The organism is Phaeobacter sp. PT47_59 (assembly GCF_028890025.1).
Classification (GTDB): domain Bacteria; phylum Pseudomonadota; class Alphaproteobacteria; order Rhodobacterales; family Rhodobacteraceae; genus Phycobacter.
Genome location: NZ_JARCJL010000010.1, coordinates 19,526 through 43,127 on the forward strand (window position 1 = coordinate 19,526; position 23,602 = coordinate 43,127).

The following is a 23,602-nucleotide window of genomic DNA, read 5'->3' on the forward strand; positions in this document are numbered from 1 at the left end:
CGGGGGTCCCGTCGAAATGAAGGCCTAGAGATAGAGAATGGCGAAGCTGCGCAGGGAACCGGGCAGGTATTCGTACAGCAGCGCGCCGGGGATGCGCACCGACAGAAGCCCCTTGAAGACCAGCACAACCGCGATGGCGAAACAGGCGCTGATCCACAGCATGCGCGGGCTGCGATAGCCCATGCGCCAGGTCAGCAAGGGCACGAAGACCAGCGTCACCGGCAGGTAGCCAACGATGGGCACCAACAGGACATAGCCCATGAACCACAGCACATATTCCAGCGCCTGCCCCCAGCGCCGCGCCTCCCAGCCGTCATAGCGCGTGACCCGCCGCCAGGGCATCCGGTAAAGATGCAGCCCCCCCATCAGCACCATGCCGCCAAGGGCCACGGCGGGCCAGAAGCGGGGCTGGGCAAAGAACTTGGTCTTTTTGACCCAGGCTGTCTGCTCACCGATCAGCGCCAGCAGCAGCGCCGCGAGCGCCACAAAGGCCAGGGCAAAGATCAGCTGTCCGCGCCGGGGTCCGGGGAAACGGCGTTCGCGTTCTGTGGTCATGGGAGGGGATCTTTATGTCGCGCGAAAGACATGCACCGGGACGCCCGAAAGCGCCCCGATACGGGAGGAGGACTTATTCGAGGATGGAGCCGATACGGTCCATGGTCTCGATGTCAGTGGCCACGCGGGCGGCACTGTCCGCAGCACTCTGCCAGTAGACCAGCGCGCCGGTCTCCTTGGCCACCGCCTGTGCGCGCTCGCTCATCACGGTCTTCTCGGCCACGGCGATGATCTTGGCGCGCACGTCCTGCGGCGTGTCCTTGGTCACGAAGAGACCGTTCCACAGCGCGATATTGAGGCTTGCGTCCAGCTCACCAATCGCGGGCGCATCGGGCACCAGCGGGATGCGCTCATCGGTGATCGAGACCAGCACCTTCACATCGTCAAGGCAGGGCAGGATCAGCTGCAGCGTGGTGTTTATCACATCCGCATCGCCCGAAGCCAACGTGTTGCAATCGAGCGCGTCAAAAGCCGCGTCAGAGCCCCACTCGAAACCGGCGTTCTTGGCAAAGGCCTTGGTCACCTGTGTGGGCGTCAGCACATCGCCGAAATGACCCAGCGCCACCTCGTTCTCCTTTGCGTAGGCCGCCAGTTCCTCCATCGAGGAATAGGGCGCATCGCCAGAGGTGGCGATCACGAAGGGATAGGTCAGGAAGATGCCCAGCGGGTCGAACTTGGCCGGGGTCAGCGGCGGGATGTCGATCTGGTGCCCCACCACCGGCACGCCAATCACGAAGGAGCCGATCGTGTAGCCATCAGCGGGCGCATTGGCGACCTCGATCGCACCGGGGAAAGGACCACCGCCGCCACCGGGCTTGTTCACCACCGCAGCCGCAACGCCATATTCCGCCTGGAAGTCCTCGGCGATCATCCGCGTCAGCACGTCTTCCAGATCACCCGGAGGCCAGGGCACGATGAAGTTCACCGGCTTTTCCGGATACTCGGCCTGCGCCGCAACGGCGCTGAGGCCAAGGGCGGCGGCTGCCGCTGCGCCTTTGACGATGGTGGTCAGTTTCATTGCAAGTCTCCCGGTTGTTGTCAGTTGGGGTCGGCCTATTGTCGGTTCATTATTTGAACCATTGGTTTGTTTTTAGATTGACAGCCTCCCCGGTTATCTGTCAACAAAATTGAAAGACGGGGGCGGATTTTCTTTGCATTCGCCTCATCACACAGCAGTCACGGGATCGCCGCACCACATGGGAACAGTCACCAAAGCCCTGTCCTTATTGGGATATTTCTCTCATGGCCGCCCCGAGATCGGGCTCAGCGACCTCACGCGCCTGTCGGGGATGAACAAGGCGACCGTCTATCGGCTGATGAGCGAATTGCAGGAATCAGGATTTGTCGAACAGGCCGATGGTGACCGCTCCTACCGGCTGGGACCGCAGGTTCTGCGCCTTGCCGCCCTGCGCGAGGCTGCCGTTCCGATCCTGTCGGTGTCGCGCCGGGTGCTGAAGGATCTGAGCACACAGACCGGCGAGACCACCCACCTGTCGCTGGTGCAGGGCAGCCAGCTCAACTCCCTCAGCCATGCTTATTCACCGCGCCACGCCACCCGCGTGATGATGGAGGACGCCGAGGTGCTGACCTATCACGGTACCGCCTCGGGCCTTGCAGTGCTGGCCTTTGCGGAACCCGATTTTGTCGACGCCATCCTGTCCGGTCCGCTGCACAGCCACACCGCCGCCACGGTCACCGATCCGGAGGCGATCCGCGCCCATCTGCGCGAGGTGCGAAAAGTCGGCATGGCGCAATCGGTCGGCGGCTTCGAGGCCGAGGTCCATTCCCACGCGGTGCCGGTCTTTGGCCCCGATGCCAAGGTCATCGGCGCGCTGGCCGTGGCCGCGCCGGTGTCGCGCATGACGGCGGACCAGGCCACCCTGATCCCCGAGGCCCTGCGCCGCGCGGGCCAGACCCTGACCCATCGCATCGGTGGCGCTGCCCCTGCCGATTATCCGAATGAGGCCGCGGCATGACCTGCCAAAGCCGACACCCGTTTTTCGCCCTTCCCCCCTTGCCCGCCGTCCATGGCGCCGCAGTCAGGAGCTGATTTCATGAAAGATTCCAACTACCTCAAGGAACATAATGCCAAATCCCTGTGGCATCCGATGGCGCATCCGGCCGACAGCCTCGCCAATCCGCCCACCATCGTGACCGGCGCCTCGGGCGTGCGCATCCGGGACGTGGACGGGCACGAGGTCGTCGATGCGGTCGGAGGTCTGTGGAACGTGAACCTCGGCTTTTCCTGTCAGCCGGTGAAGGACGCCATCGCGGCACAGCTGGATGTTCTGCCCTATTACTCGACCTTCCGCGGCACCACCAACGATCAGGTGATCCAGCTGGCCGAGGAACTGAAGGCGTTCTTCGCCCCCGATGGCCTCAGCCGCGCCTTCTTCACCTCTGGCGGATCGGACTCGGTGGAAACCGCCCTGCGGCTGGCGCGCCAGTATCACAAGATCCGCGGTCAGGAGGGGCGCACCAAGTTCCTCAGCCTCAAGAAAGGCTATCACGGCACCCATATGGGCGGCGCCTCGGTCAACGGGAACGCCAATTTCCGCACCCAGTACGAGCCGCTCCTGCCCGGCTGCCACCACATCCCGGCGCCCTATACCTATCGCAACCCCTTCAATGAAACCAACCCCGAACGCCTGGCGCAGCTGTGCCTGCAGGCGCTGGAGGATGAGATCGCCTTTCAGGGCGCAGGCACCATCGCGGCCTTCATCATGGAGCCGATCCTGGGCGCCGGCGGTGTGATCCCGCCGCATGAAAGCTTCATGCCGGGCGTGCACAAGATCTGCTCGAAACACGGGATCCTCTTGATAGCGGATGAGGTGATCACCGCCTTCGGACGCACCGGATCCTGGACCGGCTCGCGTCACTGGGGGGTGCAGCCCGACCTGATGTGCACCGCCAAGGCGATCACCAACGGCTATTTCCCCTTTGGTGCGGTGATGATCTCCGATGCGGTGGCCGAGGTGTTTGAAGGCGACGAGAGCGGCAAGGCCGCCATCGGCCATGGCTATACCTACTCCGGCCACCCGGTGGGCGCGGCGGCGGCGCTGGCCTGCCTGGCAGAGACCAAACGCCTGAACGTGCCGGAAAACGCGGCAGCGCGCGGAAGCGAGCTCCACCAGGGCTTGCTGGCGCTGAAGGACAAACACGGGTTGATCGGCGATGTGCGCGGCGGCCATGGGCTGATGTGCGCGCTGGAACTGGTCGGCGATCACGTCAGCAAGACCCCGGTCGACAAGAAGACCATCGGCATGCTGCAGGAGATCGCCTACCGCGAGGGCGCCATGGTGCGGGTGTCCGGCCCCAATATCATCCTGTCCCCGCCGCTGGTGCTGGAGACTGCGGATGTGCAGGCGATCCTCTCCGCACTTGATGCCGGATTTGCGGCGGTCAGCTAAGTCCTCGATAATGCGCGGGCGCCTCTGCAGGGCCCTTGGCCCTGCAGAGGCCACCAGATACCATGGCGGGCCCGAAGCGCATGCGCTTCGGGCCCGCGCCTTTTGGCGGCGCCGCTGGCGCGGCGCGGAATCGGGATATGGCAAGTAAAGCGGCTATCGCAGAAACAAAATCAGCCCCGGCATCAAGCCCGTGATCCGGAAAAGGTGATACCCCAGCCCCGTCACCTTCCAGACATGGGACCGGGTCAAAGCGCGACCTCGGACACTGTGATACCCGTGTCAGGCGTCGGGAACGATCAGCACCAGACCATCCAGCGCATCAGAGGCCTCGATCTGACAGCTGAGCCGCGAGGTCTCATCGCGGTCATCCGCCATATCCAGCATGGCATCCTCGAAATCCTCGGGCGCGCCGCAGGCCTCTGCCCACTCTGGCGCCACATGAACGTGGCAGGTGGCACAGCTGAGCGTACCGCCGCATTCGCCGATGACCCCCGGCACATCATGGGCGAGGGCCGCCTGCATCAGGTTTTGGCCAGCCTCGGCCGCGCCGGTGATTTCCGTGCCATCCGGCAGTTTCCACGTCACTTTCACTGTCATCTCTCCTGAGGTCATTCGCCGAGGGGCCGTCAGACAAAATGCACGTAGAAATCGCGCATCCCGTCGCCTTCCAGATCGCGGGTCTTGCGCACTTCCTTGCGCTTCATAAAGACGTGATTGGCGACCAGCTCGGCCCCGACCGCCTCGGCCAGAACCGTATCGCGCTCCAGATCGGCAACCGCGCCTTTCAGGTCGATGGCAGTGCCCTCACGCGCATCGGTCTTGTCGAACCCGTCGCCGGTCTCCATCGGCGGCAGGCTGTAGCCCTTGTCCACCCCGAGAAGAGACGCCTGCAGGACCGCAGCCACTGCGGTGTAGGGGTTGGCCGAGGCGTCCGCCATCCGGTGTTCCAGCCGCGCCTTGGCGCCGCCTTCGGAACTGATCCTTGTGGTGACATTGCGATGGTCGCCGCCCCAGTTCTGCCAGTAGCCCGACAGGCTCCCCGGCTGCAGGCGCATATAGCTGTTGGCGGTGGGCGCGATCAGACCCGCCAGCCCCTTGTGGTGATGCAGCACGCCCGCCAGGCAGCCACGCGCCAGGTCATTCATGTGTTCAGGCCCGCCACGCGGACCGGAAGACAAAGCATTGCCGCCCGCCTCATCCACGAAGGAATAGTTGATATGCATGCCCGATCCGCCCGCCTCGGCGATGGGTTTGGGCATGAAGGTCAGGACAATGCCGTATTCCAGCGCGATCTCCCGCGCCATCAAGCGGAAAAGCACGATATCGTCCACCGCCTTCACCGCATCGTCGAAGGTCAGCGTATATTCAAACTGCGGGCTGTCGAATTCGGCGGTGATCATATCGAGGCTAAAGCCCATCTCATCCGCCATCGCCCAGATCCGGTCGTTGAACCGCAGGGGATCGGCAAAGGGACCGGTGCCATAGACCACGCCGCCCGGTGCATCATAAGGCACAAGGCGCCCGTTTTCGTCCGCTTGCAGGGCAAAGGCTTCCAGCTCGATCCCCACCTTGGGTTGCAGGCCCTTCGCGGCCCAGGCCGCCACCGCCCGTTTCAGCGCCCCGCGCGGGCAAAGGGACAAAGGCTCCCCCTCATCGTCATAGAGATCGCCCAGCACCACCTTGGTGGAGGCATGCCAGCTGTCGCGGATATCGTCATGGAGCCATTTCAGCTCCATATCCGGCAGGCCCTGTTTGACCATGGACCCCGGCGCATCCAGCAGGTCCTTGTCGTAATGGGTGCCAAAGACCGAGCGGCAGAACCGCGTGGCATCGTCTCCGATCTTGGAGTTGGGGAGATATTTCCCCCGCATGATGCTGAGGTGGTCGCAGAACATCGCGCGCAGGCGGGTCTTCATAGCTTAAGGTCCTTCCAGTTGGACGGGCTGCGGAGTCTTATTGCACCGCTTGGCCCTGCATTCGGTGGCGCAGCACCATCGAGAGGGCGGCGCCCGATCCTGGGTGGGCGCGGTAGCGCCCTCCCGGGGGGAGGGTCGGGCGCTGCCCGGGCTTGCGCCCGGGTGTCCCGGATGTTTTCAGCCTATGCCGCCTCGACCCGCACCGGCAATTCCTTGATGCCGCCGACAAAGTTCGAACGCAGGAATTTATGCGGTCCGGCCGCCTCGATATGGCTGATCCGCTTGGCCAGCTCCTGAAACAGCACGGTAACTTCCAGCCGGGCAAGCCACATGCCCAGGCAGACATGCGGGCCGAACTGCCCGAAAGACACATGCCGGTTGGGGCTGCGCATCAGGTTGACGCGGAAGGGATCCTCGAAATGGCTCTCGTCGCGGTTGGCCGAGATGAACCAGTAGAGCACCTTGTCGCCTTCGCGGATCGTCTTGCCGTGCATCTCCACATCCCGCGTTGCGGTGCGGCGGAAGTAAAGCGCGGGCGTGGCCCAGCGGATGATCTCATCCGCCGCCGTGTCCCACACATCGCCACCCGCCTGCATCTGCGCCAGCAGCTCGGGCTGATGGCACAGGGCCTGAATGCCGGCCGCGATGGAATAGCGCGTGGTGTCATTGCCCGCCGCCACCAAGAGGCAGAAGAAATTGCGGAACTCCGTCTCGGTGATGGTCGAGCCATCCTTGGTCGGCTCCAGGATCAGGTTCAGCACACCCGAGGTGTCGCCCTTCTTCGCCTTATCCTCCATCAGCTCCTTGGCATAGACATAAAGCTCGGCCCCGGCGGGCGAGTTGAAGGGCATCATGCGGAATTCATCCGTGTCCATCTTGTCGAGCACATGCGTGGTGAAATCCGGGTCGGTATTGGCAATCAGCGCATCACCCTTTTCCACCAGCCAGGGCAGATCCTCCTCCGGCAGGCCCACCACGCGGCCCAGCATCCGCATCGGCAATTGCCGGGCGATTTCCTTGGTGGCATCAAACGTGCCTTTCGCAAGCGCCTGATCCAGGATCTCGGCGCACAGGGAGCGGATGTCTTCCTCATATTGCGCCATGGTGGTCTTGGAAAACGCCTTGAGCAGCTTCATGCGCACCTTGGAGTGTTCCGGCGGGTCGGTCTCCTGAAAGGTGCGGCGGGCCAGATATTCCTCGTAGGACTGATCTTCCATCCGGATCCCGCGCGCGGAGGAAAACACCTCGGTGTTCTTGTTCATCGCGGTGATGTCCTCGTAGCGGGTCACCGACCAGAAGTTTTCGCCGCCCGCGTAGTCCGTCCAGTGCAGGGGGTCATCCCGGCGCAGCCGGGCAAAGGTGTTATGCGGCGCGCCGGTTGCGAATGTGTCGTGACTGCTGAGATCGGCAAAGCCGTCGTCCTGCGGTGTCCAGATCGTCATGAGGGGCTTCCCGAATGGTTGCTTTGTGTATATTATTGGACCCCATAAATATGTAAATGAAAATCTTACGAGGCAAATCATGCACTTGGCCATTCTGATGACCAACACGGACGAGAGCGACTTTGCCGCGCGCCACCCAAAGGACGGGGTGAAATTCGCCGATCTCATCCACATGGCCCGCCCCGGCTGGCGGGTCTCGGTGTTTTCGGTGAAGGATGGGGAGTTCCCTGCGGACATGGCCGCCTTTGATGGCGCGATGATCACTGGCAGCCCGGCCTCGGTGCGCGATGATCTACCCTGGATCCCCCCGCTGATGCAGCTGATCCGGGATATGCACGCCCGCAAGCAGCCCCTGTTCGGGGCCTGTTTCGGCCATCAGGCCGTGGCGCTGGCGCTTGGCGGCAGCCTTGGTGACAACCCCTGTGGTTGGGTGCAGGGGCTGACGCTCAATACCTTGCAGAACACTCCGCCCTGGGCGCGGGAGCTGCCCAGCCCCTTGCGCCTTTATGGCTCTCACAAGGAATGCGTGACTGCCCTGCCGAAGGACGCCGTGCAGACCGCAACCAGCCGCGACATCATCGCGGGTTTCATCATCGGACGCCACATCTGGACCACCCAGCATCACCCAGAGATGACCCACGGCTTCATCACTGCCCTGACCAAAGAAATGAAGGGCATGCTGCCGGACAAGGTCCATGCGCAGGCCGTGGATAGCCTGACGCAGAGCTCCGATCAGGCGCGCTTTGCCGAGGCCCTGGCGCGGTTCTTCGAGCAGGCCGGGGCTTAGGCTCAGAAGATGAAGATCGTCGAATCAGGGCTACTGTCGTAAAAATGCGCAAGACGGTGATAGCCGGACAGAAGGATGATCGTCCCGGCACCATCGTCGATCACCGCTCCGGCGAAACTCAGCCCGCCCATCAGATCCTGGTAGCCCTGCTCATGCTCTGACGGGGGGATATATTCGCCCGCCTCGTAAAAGGTCACGTGATTGTCCACCAAGTCCTGAAAATCCACGATTTCACTGACCCGGGACAGATCGACCCGGTTGTACCGGTCACGGGTGGACCGGACGAGATTCAGGTCGTCATTGTCGGAGAAGACGAACACATCCCCCCCGTGCGTGTGATGAAAGGAGGTGTAGATCCAGTCATATCCGGCACCTGCAACGATCGTATCGTCGCCGCCGCCGCCATCAAGGCGGTCGTTGCCGTCCCCGCCATGCAACCGGTCGCGCCCGGCGCCGCCAAAAAGGCGATCTGCGCCGTCGCCGCCGCGCAAGCGGTCATGTCCCCCACTGCCGCTCAGGACATCGTCCCCGGATCCTCCTGACAGGCTGTCATTTCCGCTGCCCCCCCAAAGGGTGTCATCGCCAGCCCGCCCGCGCATCACATCGTCGCCGCGCCCCGACACGAAGATGTCGTCTTCGGGGCCGCCGAAGAATTCGCTGTCCAGGCGCGGAACGTTCTGGTGATACAGCGGCAACAGCCCGCCTCCGCCCTGAAGGCTACCGCCCAGATTGACCTCCACTGACCAGTTCTGATCCGTGAAGAACCGCGTCGCCGTCGCGTCCGACTGGCTGGCTGTGGCAAGCTCCGCAAGCGTCAGATCCGGCGTTTCGATACGGATGCGTTCCCCGCCGATCCGAATTCGGATGCCGGAGACCAGACCGCCTGACAGCTCCGGATCATCCGCATCCGGCGAAAGCCCGCTGCCATCGATCGCCAGATAACCGCGATAGGTCTCCTCGTGATTGCGACCAAAGCTGCGGGTGTATTCCACCCGAAAGCGCAGTTCGTCCGCCCCCGATGAGCGCGGATCGAAACCGGCAAGGGTCTGCGCCAGAATCTCGATCATGTCGTGATAGGAAAGCCGCGTGTGTTCCTCGAATTCTGCAACAAAAGTCATGGTCGTTCCTGTGAATGCTAAAAATAAATAAATGAAGGGCTCTATGCGGGCAGCCTATGGGAAAACCCGCCCCCCCACAAAGATAAATCCTCGGGTCAGCCCAACGCCGCCAGAAGGTCCATCACCGTCACCTGGTCGAACTGCACATGGGCGGCCATTTCGGCCTCGGCCGCCGCGCTGTCATGGGACAGGATCAGCCCGGCCAGCCTGCGGTGATCCCTGGCCGATTGCGCGATGGAGCCAGGGTATCGATAGCGCGCCCGGTAATAGGCCATCAGCTTGCGTGCGTTGGTCTTGATCATCTCCACCAGGAAGGAGTTGCCCGATCCCAGCGCGATCACCTCGTGAAACCGCAGGTTCAGCTGGTAATAGCCATCGGGATCTCCATCGCCCTTTGTCGCGGCATGGGCCTCGCAGGCAGAGACGATGCGCTCCAGCTCCTCACCTTGGGCCTTCGTCATGCGGCGCGCGGCAAGGCCGGCCGCCTGCCCTTCCAGCTTGGCATGGACTTCGAGGATCGCCAGGAATTCCTCCAGCGTCGGCTTGAACAGCACAGCCCCCTTGCGCGGCAGGCGGCGGATCAGACCGGCGGTCTCCAGCTGTATCAGCACCTCCCGCACCGGCGTGCGCGACACCTGGTGGCGGGTGACCAGCCCGGCCTCGTCCAGCACATCGCCGGGATTGAGCCGCCCGGCGTCAATATCGCTGAGGATCGCGTTGAGTAGCTGCTCGCTCTGCCCGGCCATGCCCGTTCCACTCTCCTGCCACATCGGCTTTTTTCCCAGGATAGGCCGCGACCCGACCAGAGGCAACGGCGCGGGCAAGTCGGTAGTATTCAGTTGCACGGCGTGCGCGACCAATCGGCGGAGCTCCCGCGCCCACAAGGACCACCGGCTAAGGCCGGATGATCCTTGCCGGGCTTGGGCATGGCACCGTGCGGCGCACGGTGCAGCGCCGCGCGGATGCGCGGCGCCAGGCCCAACGGCCTTGGGTCCATTGCCCAATGGGTCCAGGGCGGGCGGGAGCCCCACGTTGCCTGTGGAACACAGGACGTCACATTGCGCGCCGTCCGGTTTCCTGCCCGGCCATTTCCTGCTCTACCCGTCGGCACAATTGCCCCAAAGGATAGACAGCATGCCCGCCGCCGATGCAGCCGCGATCACCCTGCGTCCCGCGCAGCCAAGCGATTGCGCGGCACTGGCAGCCCTGTCGATCGAGGTCTGGACCGGCACCTACCTGCGCGACGGAGTGAATGAGACCTTCGCCGCCTTCGTCCTGGAGGCCTTCACGCCCGGCCACTTTGCCGCCCTGCTGCGGGATCCGGCAGAGACCCTCATCGTCTCGCAGAACCGGGTCGGGATCGATGGCTATATCCGCATCACGGAAGGTCGCCCCTCTCCCGTCGGCGGGCGCCATACCGAGATTTCCACCCTCTACGTGCAGCCGCGCCATCATGGACGCGGCATCGGGGAGGCCCTGCTGCGAGCCGGGCTGGACCATTGCAATACCAAAGGCCTTGGCGCGCCCTGGCTCACGACCAATTCGGAAAACACCCCCGCCATCGGGTTTTATCACCGGCAGGGGTTTGAAAGCCTGGGAGAGACCCTGTTCGAGATCGACGGAGTCGGCTATCCCAACACCGTGCTGCACTACGAAGGCGATTATCCCTCCAAGGCAGATTGAAGCCGCTCATAGCCCCGCAGGAAATCCTCCTTGAAGGCCTGCACCACTGCGCCCGCCGACATGGCCTGCGTCATCAGGCCGACGCCCTGCCCCACCCAATAGGTGGCCAGCTCCTGTGCCCCCACATCCCCCGCCTGGCTTAGCTGATCGATCCGCGCCAGCGCCGGTTCCGACACCAGCGTCTGCAGCGGCATCGGCAGCGGTTTGGGCGCAGATTTCCCCTCCCAGGCTTCGGTCCAGCCGCTGATCAACTGGCGCGAGGGCTTGCCGGTGCGCGAGCGTGCCCGCACCGTATCGGCGCTGCTGGCCGCCAGCATTTTTTCCTTCACCACCGGATTGGTCTCGGCTTCCGCCGTGGTGAGCCAGACCGAACCGCACCAGGCCCCCGCCGCGCCCATGGCCATGGCACCCGCCATCTGGGCGCCGCTGGCAATGCCGCCCGCCGCCAGCACGGGCACATCAGCCCCCATCGCCTCCACCGCCTGTACCACCTCTGGCACCAGCACCATGGTTGCGACATCACCGGTGTGACCGCCCGCCTCTCCGCCTGCGGCCACGATGATATCGACCCCCGCCTGGACCTGCGCGCGCGCATGCTCTGCGGTGCCGACCAGTGCTGCCACGGCCACCCCATGCGCCTTGCCCATCTCCAGCATGTCGGCAGGCGGCACGCCCAGCGCATTGGCAATCAAAGCGATGGGATGGCGAAAGGCCACCTCAAGACTGCGCCGCGCCCCGTCCACGCTGATATTGTCGCGAAAGACCAGCATCTCCTGCCGCCGCGCCTCCAGATCGCCGGGATCCAGCCCCCTGTCCCGCAGCACGGAAGCGGCGAATTGCTTATGCCCCTCGGGGACCATGGCCAGGATCTGCTTGTCCGGGATGTCCTGCCCCTTGGCCTCGAACGTGTTGGGGACAATCAGGTCCACACCATAGGGGCGCCCGTCCACGTGATCGTCGATCCAGCTCAGTTCCTCTTCCAGCTGCTCGGGGCTCATCATCGCGGCGCCAAAGACTCCCATGCCGCCCGCATTGGTGACCGCGGCCACCACATCGCGGCAGTGGGAGAAGGCAAAAAGCGGGAACTCGATGCCAAGCCGTCTGCACAGATCCGAGTTCATTGCGCCGCTCCTTCCACGTCAATCGCTACCAGAAGATCGCCCGCCTTGACCTGAGCGCCTGCAATGACCGGAACCTCGGCCACCACACCCGCAGCAGGGGCCAGGATTTCATGCTGCATCTTCATGGCCTCAAGCACCGCAAGGCGGGCACCTGCCTCGACCCTATCGCCAACGGCAACGCAGACCTCCAGAAGTGCTCCATGCATGGGCGCGGTGATCTGGCCACCGCCGTCGCTGGCCGCCGAAGCGGCCCCCGCACGGATGCGCGCGACCTCGAACAGACGCGCCCCCGTCGCGACAAAAAGCCCGTCGCCCTCGATCAGCGAATGGCGCAGATCTGCACGCGCGCCATCAAGGCGCAGATCCCGGCCCTGCCCCGTTACCTGATGTGACCACTCCCCAGAGGTGACGGTCAGGACACCGCCTGCCTCGCTCAGCTGCAGATCATGCACTGCCTCTCCGGCAGCAAGCTTCAGCCGCGATTGCAGAGCCCCTTGCCCTGACCATCCAATAAGTTCCGGAGCAACACCACTGGCCGCAGCCGCTGCAGCCTGATCGGCGTGGTAGATCAGCGCCGCCGCAAGGGCGATCTCCGCAGAGCCAAGCGGTTCCACCGCCCCCTCCGATAGGTGATCAGCAATGAAGCCGGTGGTGGCCTTCCCGGCGGCAAATTCGGGATGGCTCAACACCTGCAACAGGAAATCGCGATTGCTGGCCGGACCAAACAGCGCCAGATCCTTAAGCGCGCCGATCAGCCGTTCCAGCGCCTCGTCCCGTGTCGCACCATGGGCGATCAGTTTCGCCAGCATCGGGTCGTAATAGGGGGAAACCTCCTGCCCGCTGGTAATCCCGGCATCGACGCGAATGCCCGCGCCCTTTGGCGCCTGCCACAGGGCGATGCGCCCCGCCTGCGGCAGGAAATCTTGCGCGGGGTCCTCGGCGTAAAGACGTACCTCGATGGCGTGGCCGGTCAGGGCTACGTCCTGTTGCGCGATGCCAAGGGGCTGACCATCTGCCACGCGGATCTGCAGCGCCACCAGATCGAGGCCCGTCACGCATTCGGTGACCGGGTGCTCCACCTGCAGGCGGGTGTTCATCTCCAGGAAATAGAAGGCACCGCTATCATCCAGCAGGAACTCCACCGTGCCAGCGCCGACATAGCCAATGGCGCGGGCGGCCTCTACCGCAGCGCCCCCCATGCGTGCGCGCAAACCCTCATCCAGAGCGGGGCTGGGCGCCTCTTCCACCACCTTCTGATGGCGGCGCTGCACCGAGCAATCCCGCTCTCCCAGATGGATGGTATGGCCGTCCCTGTCGGCAAAGACCTGGATTTCCACATGGCGCGGGCGGATCACCGCCTTTTCGAGGATCACCTCGTCTGATCCAAAGGCCGAAAGCGCCTCGCTTTGCGCCAGCCCCAATGCGCCCGCGAAATCCTCTGGTCCGTTCACCAGACGCATGCCCCGCCCGCCGCCGCCTGCTGCTGCCTTGATCATCACCGGATAGCCGATGCCTGCGGCCTCTGCCGCCAGCACTTCCGCCGACTGGTCCTCACCCTCATAGCCCGGAACACAGGGCACGCCCGCCACGATCATGCGACGCTTGGCGGCGGCCTTGTTGCCCATCAGCGCGATCGCCTCGGCGCCGGGGCCGATGAAGATGAGGCCCGCCTCCGTGCAGGCGCGGGCGAAATCGGCACTTTCCGACAGGAAGCCGTAGCCCGGATGCACCGCATCGGCGCCCGCCTCCCGCGCCGCCGCGATCAGCTTTTCCGCCGAAAGATAGCTGTCGCCCACCGGCCCCGTGCCGATGCAAATGCTGCGGTCGGCATAGGCCACATGCGGGCTGCCCGCGTCCGCCTCGGTGTGGACCGCGATGCAGGTGATGCCCATGGCGCGGGCAGTTTTCATGATGCGCAGGGCGATCTCGCCCCGGTTGGCAACCAGAATGGAGGTGATCTGTGTCATGTCCCGTCTCCCTTCACGCCCGCGCCACGCCAAAGGCGTTGGGCCGCAACTCGCGCCCCCGCCCTTCGATACATGTGGCAAGGCAGAAGCCGATCACCCGGCGCGTGTCGCGCGGGTCGATCATTCCCATGTCGAGCATATGGCCCGAGGTATAAAAGGCATCCGACTGCCGGTCGAAATGCGCGGTGATCTTGGCCCGCTGGGCGGCAAGGCGCGCCTCATCCACCGGGAACCCCTTGCGCTCGGCGGTGCGGCGGGCGACCTGCTCCATGGTCAGCGCGGCCTGTTCCCCGCCCATCACGCCGGTCATCGCATTGGGCCAGGTGAACAGGAAATCGGCGCCAAAGGCATGACCGCACATGCCATAGTTCCCGGCCCCAAACGAAGCCCCCACATAGAGCGAGATCTTCGGCACCCGCAGGTTGGTCACCGCCTGGATCATCTTCGATCCATGCTTGATCATGCCGCCGCGCTCGTATTCGGTTCCGACCATATAGCCGGTGGTATTGTTCAGGAACACGACCGGCGTGCCCGCCTGATCCATCGCCTGCAGGAAATGGGTCGCCTTGGTGGCGCCATCGGGGTCGATGGGTCCGTTGTTGGCGAGGATCCCCACGGGCTGCCCCATGATCCGCGCCTGCAGACACAGCGTCGCCGGCCCGTAGCCCGGTTTGAAGTCCAAGAGATCCGAGCCATCGACGATCCGCGCCGCGACCTCGCGCATGTCATAGGGTTTGCGGTAATCGACCGGCACCACGCCGGCCAGTTCATCGGGGTCATAGGCAGGTGGCGCATAGTCCGGCCGCGCCACGGCTCCAGAGGCCCAGCCGAGCCCCGCCACCACCTCGCGGGCGATCTCGATCCCGTGGGCGTCATCCTCGGCCAGGTATTCCACCAGTCCGGTCACCTCGGCATGCATTTCGGCGCCGCCAAGGTCGGCATCGCGCGCCACCTCTCCGGTGGCGGCCTGCACCAGCGCCGCACCCGCCAGCATCGCCATGCCGTTGCCCTTGACCCCGATCACATAGTCCGACAGGCCGGGTTGATAGGCGCCGCCGGCGGTAGAGGCGCCGTGCAGCACCGTGATCACCGGGATCCCTGCCGCCGAGAGCCTTGCAAGCCCTGCGAACATGCCGCCACCATGGGCCCAGAGCTCCACCGTGTAGCGCATCAGATCGGCGCCGGCACTTTCCACCAGATGGATAAAGGGCAGCTTCTGGCGGTGCGCGATCTCAAGCGCCCCCAGCGCCTTGTCCACCGATTTACCGGTCATCGCTCCCGCATTGATGCCTGCATCATCGGCAAAGACCATGCAGCGCAGGCCCGAGACATAGCCAATCCCGGTGATGATCGACGCACCGGGAATGGATGTCTCCGGGTCCGGGTCATCCACCAGATAGGACGCCATGTTGTAGAGTTCGACAAAGGGCATGCCCGGATCCAAGAGCGCCGAGATCCGCTCCCGCGGGGAGAGCTGACCGCGCTTGTCGAACACAGGCCGCCGCTCATCGGACTTTGCCGCCGCGCGGGCCTCAAGATCGCGCATGCGCTCGACCAGCGCCAGCATATCGGCGCGGTTCTGTTGATAGGCATCGCTGGCCGGGCTGATCCGGCTTTGAAAGACTGTCATGTCACGGCTCCGTCTCTCTTATTCATTGGCGTCACTGGCTTCCAGTAGTGCGGCATCCACCGGCACCGGGGCCGCCAGCAGCAGCTGGGCATATCCCTTGGCCTGCGGATCATTGCGCAACGATGATGTGCCGCCGCCGCCCAAGGCGCCGTGCAAGAGGATGTTCATCGAGGCACTGCCCGGCAGGTAGAAGCGTTCGATCCGGCCTTTGGTGAAATGACCAAAGACGCGGGCGAGGTGATCTTCATCCAGCGCGGCCCAGATCCAGGGCATGAAGTCGGGGTGCCGCGCGAGGATGCCGATATTGGCAATGTCGCCCTTGTCACCGCTACGCCCATAGGCGAGGCGTAGCAGCGGGACCTCTACCACGGCATTCGCGGTCGGTTTGATGGGCAAAGCGGGGCGCGGCGCGGGGGTTGGTGCCTGCGCGCCAGCAGACGGCACATCAACCACTCCGGCCTCGTCTTTCAGCGTCACCTTCACCTGATCCTTGGGTGTCAGGTAGGAAAACAGCGCCAGCACCGGGCTGGGCCGGGGCCGTGTCCCGGCAAAACCCGACAGGCCCGGCGGGGTGGCGAGACCCAATCCGGTTGCCTCTTTCATGAACAGGCCGACGGCGCGGGCATCCACGTGGCGCACGGCAATCTTGGCAGCGACCTCGCGCGCGGGCGGGCTTTGGCGCATCTGGCCGAACTGGCTTTCGGCGCCGATCAGCTCAACGCTCACGTCCGTAAAGTCCGGCGCGTTCATACGTTTCAGCTGCGCACGGGTCCGTGTCAGGGCCGCATCGGCAAAGGCCTGGGCCTTTTCCTCGGCCTCCAAGCCATAGAAGGTGAAGATATGCCCGGCGCGGTAGCCATCGCCATGGGTGAGGCAGGTCTTGTATTCTCCCGGCACGCCAAGCCCCTTGGCGCCTGCGACGTGCACCCGGTCAGGGCCACTCTGCTCCAGCGTCACGCCGGAAAAGTCGCAGATCACATCGGGCAAGATATAGGCCTGCGGATCGCCGATCTCATAGAGCATCTGCTCGCCCACGGTCCCGCGCGAGACCAGCCCGCCGGTGCCTGCGGGTTTCACCACATCGAAACTGCCATCGGCGTTGACCTCGGCGATGGGGTAGCCGATCTCCGCCAGCCCCTCCACCACGTCGCGCCAGTCGGTATAGTTTCCGCCCGTCGCCTGCGGTCCGCATTCGAGGATATGCCCCGCCAGCGATCCGCCCGCGAGCTGGTCCAGATCCCGCGCCGTCCAGCCGAAGTGGTGGATGCAGGCGCCAAGGGTGACGGCGCTGTCGACGCAGCGCCCGGTGATGACGATATCCGCGCCCCGGTCCAGGGCGGCGGCGATGGGAAAAGCGCCCAGATAGGCGTTGATGCTGGCGATCCTGTCCTTGGGCGGAAAGGGCGCGCCCGAGAACATCTCGACCGGCGCCTTGGCGGCAATCTCATCCGCCTGCCCTGCCAGATCGTCGCCTTCGATCACCGCAACCTTCAGCGACAAGCCTTGCCGGGCGATCTCTGCCCGCAGCGCCTCGGCGCAAGCGCCGGGGTTGACCCCGCCCGCGTTGGAGATGATGCGCACGCCTTGCGCGGCGATCGCGGCCAGATTGGGCGCCATGGCGCCGCTGACAAAGTCACTGGCATAGCCAGCGGCAGGGTCCTTGGCGCGGGCGCGGGCCAGGATCGCCATGGTGATCTCGGCCAGGTAGTCATAGACGATAAAGTCCAGCCCGCCCGCCGCCAAAAGCTGCGGCGTTGCAAGGGCGGCATCCCCCCAAAAGCCACTGGCACCGCCAATACGAAAGGCCTTCGCCATGTCCCCTCCCTCGCCTCGATGTCCATCGCCGGAGCCTCCCCGCCCCACAACAGACCGATCGTTCTGTTTCAGCCTGCCTGAAAGCACACCCGCGCCGCAACAGAAATTCGCGCCCAGCGCGTCTGGACGTTAAGTCACTCTCCGGCGAGCCAATAGGGATCGAGAGGCAATGCGTTACAAGATTCTCCATTAATAACTTTTCGCGTTACATTTTACTTGCCGCGAATCGCTGCTTTAATGTACACCGACTACACGGTCGGCTAATTTTTGAGCCAAACAGGAGACGCGAACCCCATGGATGCATTCATCTGCGATGCCACCCGGACCCCGATTGGCCGCTACGGCGGCGCCCTTAGCCAAGTCCGCACCGACGATCTGGCGGCAGCGCCGATTGCCGCACTGGTCGCGCGCAATCCCGATGTGGACTGGGCCAGCATTGACGATGTGATCTTTGGCGACGCCAACCAGGCCGGCGAAAGCAACCGCAACGTGGCCCGCATGGCGGCCCTCTTGGCAGGTCTGCCGGTGGATGTGCCCGGCACCACCGTCAACCGTCTGTGTGCATCCGGCATGGATGCGGTGGGCATGGCCAGCCGCGGGATCCGGTCGGGCGATTATGACATGGCCATCGCAGGCGGCGTCGAAAGCATGAGCCGCGCGCCCTTCGTGATGCCGAAGGCGACCAGCGCCTTCACCCGCGCCAATGCGGTCTATGACACCACCATCGGCTGGCGCTTCGTGAACAAGAAGATGCACGAGATGTACGGCACGGATTCGATGCCGCAGACCGCCGACAACGTCGCCGAGGACTATGATATCTCCCGCGAAGATCAGGACGCATTCGCGGCCCGCAGCCAGGCCCGCTGGGCCGCCGCCCATGCGGCAGGTGTCTTTGCCGAGGAAATCACCCCGGTCACCATCCCCCAGCGCAAGGGTGATCCGCTGGTCGTGGACACCGACGAACACCCCCGCCCCGGCACCGATGCCGCAAAGCTGGCCAAGCTGAAGGGCGTCAACGGCCCGGATAAGACGGTGACCGCGGGCAATGCCTCGGGCGTCAACGATGGTGCTGCCGCCATCCTGATGGCAAATGAGACCGCCGCCGCGAAGAATGGTCTCAAACCCATGGCCCGTATCGTCGGCATGGCCGCCGCCGGGGTCGAACCCCGCGTGATGGGCATCGGCCCGGTGCCCGCAACGCAAAAGGTCCTGGCCCGCACCGGCCTCACCATCGACCAGATGGATGTGATCGAATTGAACGAGGCCTTCGCCTCGCAGGGGATTGCCACCCTGCGCGCCCTTGGCGTGGCGGATGATGCCCCCCATGTGAACCCCAATGGCGGTGCCATCGCCATCGGTCACCCGCTTGGCATGTCCGGCGCCCGCCTGGTGCTGACAGCCGCCTATCAACTGCAACGCACCGGCGGGCGCTACGCGCTCTGCACCATGTGCGTTGGTGTCGGACAGGGCGCCGCCCTGATCCTGGAACGTGTGTAAAGGAGGAGACGCGCCATGTATGCTCAGATGGTGAAATCCGAGGCGACGAATGACGACCCGGAGAAACTCGCGGCCTTTCAGGAACGCATCGACCGCGGCGAGAAGATCGAGCCGAAGGACTGGATGCCCGAGGGCTACCGCAAGACGCTGATCCGCCAGATTGGCCAGCATGCGCATTCCGAAATCGTCGGCCAGCTGCCCGAGGGCAACTGGATCACCCGCGCGCCGACGCTGGAGCGCAAGGCGATCCTGCTGGCCAAGGTGCAGGATGAGGCGGGCCATGGCCTGTACCTTTACTGCGCGGCGGAAACCATGGGCGTGTCCCGCGACGAGCTGACCGAAATGCTGCTGGATGGCCGCATGAAGTATTCCTCGATCTTCAACTACCCGACCCTGAACTGGGCCGATATCGGCGCGGTGGGCTGGCTGGTTGACGGTGCTGCGATCATGAACCAGGTGCCGCTGCAGCGGACCTCGTTTGGCCCCTACAGCCGCGCCATGATCCGCATCTGCAAGGAAGAGAGCTTCCACCAGCGCCAGGGCTATGACGCCATCCGCAAGATGGCCGAAGGCACGCCCGAGCAGAAGAAGATGGCGCAGGATGCCGTGAACCGTCTCTGGTTCCCGTCGCTGATGATGTTCGGCCCCTCGGACAAGGATTCCACCCATTCGGAACAGTCGATGAAGTGGAAGATCAAGATCAACACCAATGACGAGCTGCGTCAGAAATTCGTCGATCAAACCGTGCCGCAGATCGAATTCTTAGGCCTCGACCTGCCCGATCCGGGCATCAAGTGGAACGAGGAACGCGGCCACTACGATTACACCGATCCCGACTGGTCGGAATTCTTCGACGTGATCAAAGGAAACGGCCCCTGCAACGTGGACCGTCTGGCGGCGCGCAACAAGGCCTGGGACGATGGTGCCTGGGTCCGCGACGGTCTGCTGGCCCATGCCCAGAAAAAGGCCGCGCGCAAACACGCCGCCGAATAAGCGATCCAAGCCTTACCCGCCCCCTGCCCGCGCCTGAAACGTGACGCGCGGCAGGGCGGCCCCTCAGCCAGGAGGAACACCCCATGAAAAACGAATGGCCCCTTTGGGAAATCTTCATCCGCGGTCAGCACGGCATGAGCCACCGCCACGTCGGCTCGCTGCATGCGCCGGACGCCGAAATGGCGATCAAGAACGCCCGCGACGTCTACACCCGCCGCAACGAAGGCGTGTCGATCTGGGTGGTGGAAGCCAACCACATCGCGGCCTCCTCGCCCGGTGACAAGGGCCCGCTCTATGAGCCCTCTGAATCCAAGGTCTACCGTCACCCGACCTTTTTTGACATCCCCGAAGAAGTGGGGGCGATGTAATGACCCGTGATGAGGCGTTTACCCAGTTCCTTTTGCGGATGGGCGACAACACCCTGATCCTGGGCCACCGCGTCAGCGAATGGTGCGGCCATGCCCCGGTTCTGGAGGAAGACATCGCACTGGCCAATACCGCGCTGGATCTCATTGGCCAGACCCAGATGTGGCTTGGCCTTGCGGGCGAAGTGCAGGGTGAGGGCAAGAGCGCGGATGATATCGCCTTCCTGCGCGATGTCTGGGATTTCCGCAATCTGCTGCTGGTCGAGGTGCCGAACGGCGACTTTGGCCGCACCCTGATGCGCCAGTGCCTGTTTGATGCCTGGCACTCGATCCAGCTGGGCCACCTGATGAAATCCAGCGACGAGCGTGTCGCCGCGATTGCCGCCAAGGCCAGCAAGGAAGTTGCCTATCACCTGGAACGCTCGGCCGACACGGTCGTGGGTCTGGGCGATGGCACCGAGGAAAGCCACCGCCGCATGCAGGAGGCGCTGGACTACCTCTGGCCCTATGTGGGCGAGATGTTCCAGTCCGATGATGTGGACGCCGAAATGGTCAAGGCGGGCATCGCGCCCGATCCGGCCAGCTTGCGTGCCGACTTCGATGCGCTGATCGGCCGGATCCTGACCGAGGCAACGCTGACCATCCCGGACAGCGCCTTCGGTCACAAGGGCGGTCGCACCGGCAAGATGCACACCGAGCACCTGGGCCACCTGCTGACGCAGATGCAGTGGCTGCAGCGCGCCTATCCCGGCGCCAAGTGGTAACAACACGCACCGGGGGCGCAGGCCCCATTGGTTGGGGCTAAGGCCCCGGCCATCGCGGCGAACGGGCCTTGCCCGGCCAGTCGTGCTGCCGGGCCAGAACATCCGGCCGAGAACATGAGGACATCCACATGAGCCAAACTGTTGACAAGCCAAGCGTGGAACAGATCTGGGAATGGCTGGACGCCGTGCCCGACCCGGAAATCCCGGTGATCTCCCTGGTGGATCTCGGCATCATCCGTGGTGTCGCCTGGGATGGCGACACGCTGGAAGTGGCCGTCACCCCGACCTATTCGGGCTGCCCGGCGACCTCGGTGATCAACATGGATATCGAAACCGCCCTGCGCGATCACGGGCTGGACAATATCCGCCTCAAGACCCAGATCGCGCCGCCCTGGACCACCGACTGGCTGTCCGACAAGGGCCGCGCCAAGCTGGAAGAATACGGGATCGCCCCGCCGCAACCTGCGGGCGGCCCCGAGAAATGCCCGCATTGCGGCAGCAAGAACGTCACATTGGTCAGCCAGTTCGGCTCGACCCCGTGCAAGGCACACTGGCGCTGCCAGGACTGCCTCGAACCCTTTGATTATTTCAAGTGCATCTGAGGAGACCTCCATGGCGCGCTTCCACGATCTAGAAGTCACCGATGTCCGCAAGACGATCCGCGATGCGGTTGTCGTCTCCCTGAAGCCCGTCAATGGCGCGGCGGCGGAATTCGATTTCACCCAGGGCCAGTACCTGACCTTCCGCCGCGATTTCGACGGCGAGGAGCTGCGCCGCAGCTACTCGATCTGCGCCGGAAAGGACGAGGGCATCCTGCAGGTGGGCATCAAACGCGTCGATGGCGGCGCCTTCTCCACCTGGGCCAATACCGAGCTGAAAGCCGGTGACACCCTGCAGGCAATGCCGCCCATGGGCAGTTTCTTCACGCCGCTGGATGCAGGGGCCGAGAAATCCTACCTCGGCTTTGCCGGTGGTTCCGGCATCACCCCGGTGCTGTCGATCCTGAAAACCACCCTGGCGGCGGAGCCGAACTCCACCTTCACGCTGGTCTATGCCAACAAGGGCGTGAACACGATCATGTTCCGCGAGGAGCTGGAGGATCTGAAGAACCTCTACATGGGCCGCTTCAACGTGATCCACATCCTGGAAAGCGACGCCCAGGAGATCGATCTGTTCACCGGCCTGGTGACCGAGGAGAAATGCGCCCAGCTGTTCGAACACTGGATCGACATCCAGAACGTGGACACCGCCTTCATCTGCGGGCCGGAACCGATGATGCTGGGCATTGCTGCCGCCCTGCGCACCGCGGGCCTTGCGGATGATCAGATCAAGTTCGAGCTGTTCGCCAGCGCCCAGCCGGGGCGCGCGAAACGCAAGGTGAGCGCCGCGGATGCCGCCAGCGGCGCCAACCAGACCTCTGCCGCGATCACCCTGGACGGCGCGACCCAGACCATCCAGATGGACAAGGACACGACCCTTCTGGATGCCGCCCTGGAGAACGCCATGGATGCGCCCTATGCCTGCAAGGCCGGGGTCTGCTCGACCTGCCGCTGCAAGGTGCTGGAGGGCGAGGTCGAGATGGTCACCAACCACGCGCTGGAAGATTATGAGGTCGAAAAGGGCTACGTGCTGTCCTGCCAGGCCTATCCGGTCACCGACAAGGTGGTCGTGGACTACGATCAGTAACAGATGTCACGGCGCGCCCTTCGGGGCGCGTCTTTGCTTTCAAAGGTCCGTCGATTGTGCCCGGACCGATCCGAGGGAGGACCCCCATGGCCGAGGACATGAGCCTTGCGAGCTATCTTGCCCAGGGTGGCAAGCTCACCAACCCATCCAACGTGCCGCCGCGCTATCGTGCCGAGCTGCTCAAACTGATGGCCACCTTCGTGGACAGCGAATTGGCCGGGGCGGCCGGTTTTGCCGATATCATCAACGAAGGCCCCGGCATCAAGGCGCGTATCGCCGCCGCCAAGATCGTGCTGGAAAAGACCGCCAATGCCGAGAAGGTGCTGCAGATCATGGGAGACTTCGGCGCCGACACAGAGGCCTACGCCGATCATCACCCCTGGACCGCACGGCTGGAACGCGACGCCGACATCGGCCAGAGCCGCAGCAAGCACGACATGCGCCTGGCGGTGTTCAACTACCCGCTGGAGGGCTGGACCGACGCGGTGGTGATGAACCTGCTGATGGGCCGCGCCGTGGTGGTGCAGCTGGCGGAACTCTCGCGGGTGTCCTACCAGCCCCTGGCCGAGGCCTTTCGCGCGATCCTGCCGGTCGAGATCCGTCACGCGGAACTGGCCGGAGAAGGGCTTACGAGGCTGGTGAGCCATGGCGAGGGTCCGCAGGCCCAGGAAGCGGTCGAGTACTGGTGGCCCCGGGTGTCAGCCTCTTTCGGGGCGGACGACTCCCAGAAATTCGACGGCCTGGCGGCGATGGGCCTGCGTCATATCGCAAACGCCGACCTGCGCGGCCAATGGGCCAAGGACGCAGGCGCGATCCTGACCCAGCTGGATCTGAAACCGGGCAGCTGATCCCG

22 protein-coding genes are annotated in these 23,602 nt (G+C 64.3%); 11 read left to right on the top strand and 11 right to left on the bottom strand.

Annotation, left to right across the window (positions count from 1 at the left end):
* Positions 1 to 24: 24 nt before the first annotated feature.
* Together PXK01_RS11085 and PXK01_RS11090 are read right to left on the bottom strand one after the other, a co-directional pair.
* A complete protein-coding gene (locus tag PXK01_RS11085; RefSeq protein ID WP_274847380.1) occupies positions 25 to 555 on the bottom strand; it encodes a tripartite tricarboxylate transporter TctB family protein in 531 nt (176 codons plus the stop codon).
* 73 nt (positions 556 to 628) lie between these two features.
* Complete coding sequence (locus PXK01_RS11090; RefSeq protein WP_274847379.1) at positions 629 to 1,573, bottom strand: tripartite tricarboxylate transporter substrate binding protein; 945 nt, start codon at positions 1,571 to 1,573, stop codon at positions 629 to 631.
* Between the two features lie 178 nt (positions 1,574 to 1,751).
* Between PXK01_RS11090 and PXK01_RS11095 the strand changes: the two genes are divergently transcribed.
* Both PXK01_RS11095 and PXK01_RS11100 read left to right on the top strand, forming a co-directional pair.
* Positions 1,752 to 2,531, top strand: coding sequence for an IclR family transcriptional regulator (locus PXK01_RS11095; protein ID WP_274860054.1), 780 nt, complete (start codon positions 1,752 to 1,754; stop codon positions 2,529 to 2,531).
* Positions 2,532 to 2,609: 78 nt separating this feature from the next.
* Complete coding sequence (locus tag PXK01_RS11100; protein WP_274860056.1) at positions 2,610 to 3,965, top strand: aspartate aminotransferase family protein; 1,356 nt, start codon at positions 2,610 to 2,612, stop codon at positions 3,963 to 3,965.
* A gap of 279 nt (positions 3,966 to 4,244) precedes the next feature.
* Here the strand turns inward: PXK01_RS11100 and PXK01_RS11105 are convergent, their stop codons facing one another.
* The 3 genes from PXK01_RS11105 to PXK01_RS11115 form a co-directional block, all read right to left on the bottom strand.
* Complete coding sequence (locus tag PXK01_RS11105) at positions 4,245 to 4,562, bottom strand: 2Fe-2S iron-sulfur cluster-binding protein (protein ID WP_274860057.1); 318 nt, start codon at positions 4,560 to 4,562, stop codon at positions 4,245 to 4,247.
* A gap of 29 nt (positions 4,563 to 4,591) precedes the next feature.
* The gene (locus tag PXK01_RS11110) at positions 4,592 to 5,881 is read right to left on the bottom strand and encodes a glutamine synthetase family protein (RefSeq protein ID WP_274860059.1); all 1,290 of its coding nucleotides are present in this window, start codon (positions 5,879 to 5,881) and stop codon (positions 4,592 to 4,594) included.
* A gap of 182 nt (positions 5,882 to 6,063) precedes the next feature.
* Complete coding sequence (locus PXK01_RS11115) at positions 6,064 to 7,323, bottom strand: cytochrome P450 (RefSeq protein ID WP_274860060.1); 1,260 nt, start codon at positions 7,321 to 7,323, stop codon at positions 6,064 to 6,066.
* Between the two features lie 79 nt (positions 7,324 to 7,402).
* Between PXK01_RS11115 and PXK01_RS11120 the strand changes: the two genes are divergently transcribed.
* A complete protein-coding gene (locus tag PXK01_RS11120; RefSeq protein WP_274860061.1) occupies positions 7,403 to 8,110 on the top strand; it encodes a type 1 glutamine amidotransferase in 708 nt (235 codons plus the stop codon).
* Positions 8,111 to 8,112: 2 nt separating this feature from the next.
* Here the strand turns inward: PXK01_RS11120 and PXK01_RS11125 are convergent, their stop codons facing one another.
* Together PXK01_RS11125 and PXK01_RS11130 are read right to left on the bottom strand one after the other, a co-directional pair.
* Complete coding sequence (locus tag PXK01_RS11125) at positions 8,113 to 9,228, bottom strand: calcium-binding protein (protein ID WP_274860062.1); 1,116 nt, start codon at positions 9,226 to 9,228, stop codon at positions 8,113 to 8,115.
* Positions 9,229 to 9,323: 95 nt separating this feature from the next.
* Complete coding sequence (locus PXK01_RS11130; RefSeq protein ID WP_274860063.1) at positions 9,324 to 9,974, bottom strand: GntR family transcriptional regulator; 651 nt, start codon at positions 9,972 to 9,974, stop codon at positions 9,324 to 9,326.
* A 388-nt stretch (positions 9,975 to 10,362) separates the two neighbouring features.
* On the opposite strand from PXK01_RS11130, the gene PXK01_RS11135 reads away from it, so the two are divergent.
* Positions 10,363 to 10,911: a GNAT family N-acetyltransferase gene (locus PXK01_RS11135; RefSeq protein ID WP_274860064.1), complete on the top strand. Its 549-nt coding sequence runs from the start codon at positions 10,363 to 10,365 to the stop codon at positions 10,909 to 10,911.
* Here the strand turns inward: PXK01_RS11135 and PXK01_RS11140 are convergent.
* From PXK01_RS11140 to PXK01_RS11155, 4 genes are read right to left on the bottom strand one after another with little or no spacing between them, the layout of a single operon-like run.
* Positions 10,890 to 12,032 carry a nitronate monooxygenase gene (locus PXK01_RS11140; protein WP_274860065.1) on the bottom strand — a complete coding sequence of 381 codons (1,143 nt, stop codon included), beginning with the start codon at positions 12,030 to 12,032 and terminating at the stop codon, positions 10,890 to 10,892. The genes PXK01_RS11135 and PXK01_RS11140 overlap by 22 nt on opposite strands.
* The gene (locus PXK01_RS11145) at positions 12,029 to 13,999 is read right to left on the bottom strand and encodes an acetyl/propionyl/methylcrotonyl-CoA carboxylase subunit alpha (protein WP_274860067.1); all 1,971 of its coding nucleotides are present in this window, start codon (positions 13,997 to 13,999) and stop codon (positions 12,029 to 12,031) included. The genes PXK01_RS11140 and PXK01_RS11145 overlap by 4 nt, the downstream gene beginning before the upstream one ends.
* 13 nt (positions 14,000 to 14,012) lie before the next feature.
* Positions 14,013 to 15,629 carry an acyl-CoA carboxylase subunit beta gene (locus PXK01_RS11150; protein ID WP_274860069.1) on the bottom strand — a complete coding sequence of 539 codons (1,617 nt, stop codon included), beginning with the start codon at positions 15,627 to 15,629 and terminating at the stop codon, positions 14,013 to 14,015.
* Positions 15,630 to 15,647: 18 nt separating this feature from the next.
* On the bottom strand, positions 15,648 to 17,444 hold the full coding sequence (locus PXK01_RS11155; RefSeq protein ID WP_274847366.1) for an acyclic terpene utilization AtuA family protein: 1,797 nt from the start codon (positions 17,442 to 17,444) through the stop codon (positions 15,648 to 15,650).
* 294 nt (positions 17,445 to 17,738) lie between these two features.
* On the opposite strand from PXK01_RS11155, the gene pcaF reads away from it, so the two are divergent.
* From pcaF to PXK01_RS11190, 7 genes are all read left to right on the top strand, one after another.
* Positions 17,739 to 18,941 carry a 3-oxoadipyl-CoA thiolase gene (gene pcaF, locus PXK01_RS11160; RefSeq protein ID WP_274860070.1) on the top strand — a complete coding sequence of 401 codons (1,203 nt, stop codon included), beginning with the start codon at positions 17,739 to 17,741 and terminating at the stop codon, positions 18,939 to 18,941.
* A gap of 15 nt (positions 18,942 to 18,956) precedes the next feature.
* Complete coding sequence (gene paaA, locus PXK01_RS11165; RefSeq protein WP_274847364.1) at positions 18,957 to 19,934, top strand: 1,2-phenylacetyl-CoA epoxidase subunit PaaA; 978 nt, start codon at positions 18,957 to 18,959, stop codon at positions 19,932 to 19,934.
* Between the two features lie 83 nt (positions 19,935 to 20,017).
* A complete protein-coding gene (paaB, locus tag PXK01_RS11170) occupies positions 20,018 to 20,302 on the top strand; it encodes a 1,2-phenylacetyl-CoA epoxidase subunit PaaB (RefSeq protein ID WP_192965606.1) in 285 nt (94 codons plus the stop codon).
* The gene (gene paaC, locus PXK01_RS11175; RefSeq protein ID WP_274847363.1) at positions 20,302 to 21,063 is read left to right on the top strand and encodes a 1,2-phenylacetyl-CoA epoxidase subunit PaaC; all 762 of its coding nucleotides are present in this window, start codon (positions 20,302 to 20,304) and stop codon (positions 21,061 to 21,063) included. Before paaB ends, paaC begins: the two co-directional genes overlap by 1 nt.
* 128 nt (positions 21,064 to 21,191) lie before the next feature.
* Positions 21,192 to 21,665: a 1,2-phenylacetyl-CoA epoxidase subunit PaaD gene (paaD, locus tag PXK01_RS11180; protein ID WP_274860071.1), complete on the top strand. Its 474-nt coding sequence runs from the start codon at positions 21,192 to 21,194 to the stop codon at positions 21,663 to 21,665.
* A gap of 10 nt (positions 21,666 to 21,675) precedes the next feature.
* Positions 21,676 to 22,749, top strand: a complete 1,074-nt coding sequence (gene paaE / locus PXK01_RS11185) for a 1,2-phenylacetyl-CoA epoxidase subunit PaaE (RefSeq protein WP_274860074.1) — start codon at positions 21,676 to 21,678, stop codon at positions 22,747 to 22,749.
* An 86-nt stretch (positions 22,750 to 22,835) separates the two neighbouring features.
* Positions 22,836 to 23,597 carry a Phenylacetic acid catabolic protein gene (locus PXK01_RS11190; protein WP_274860075.1) on the top strand — a complete coding sequence of 254 codons (762 nt, stop codon included), beginning with the start codon at positions 22,836 to 22,838 and terminating at the stop codon, positions 23,595 to 23,597.
* Positions 23,598 to 23,602: the final 5 nt, after the last annotated feature.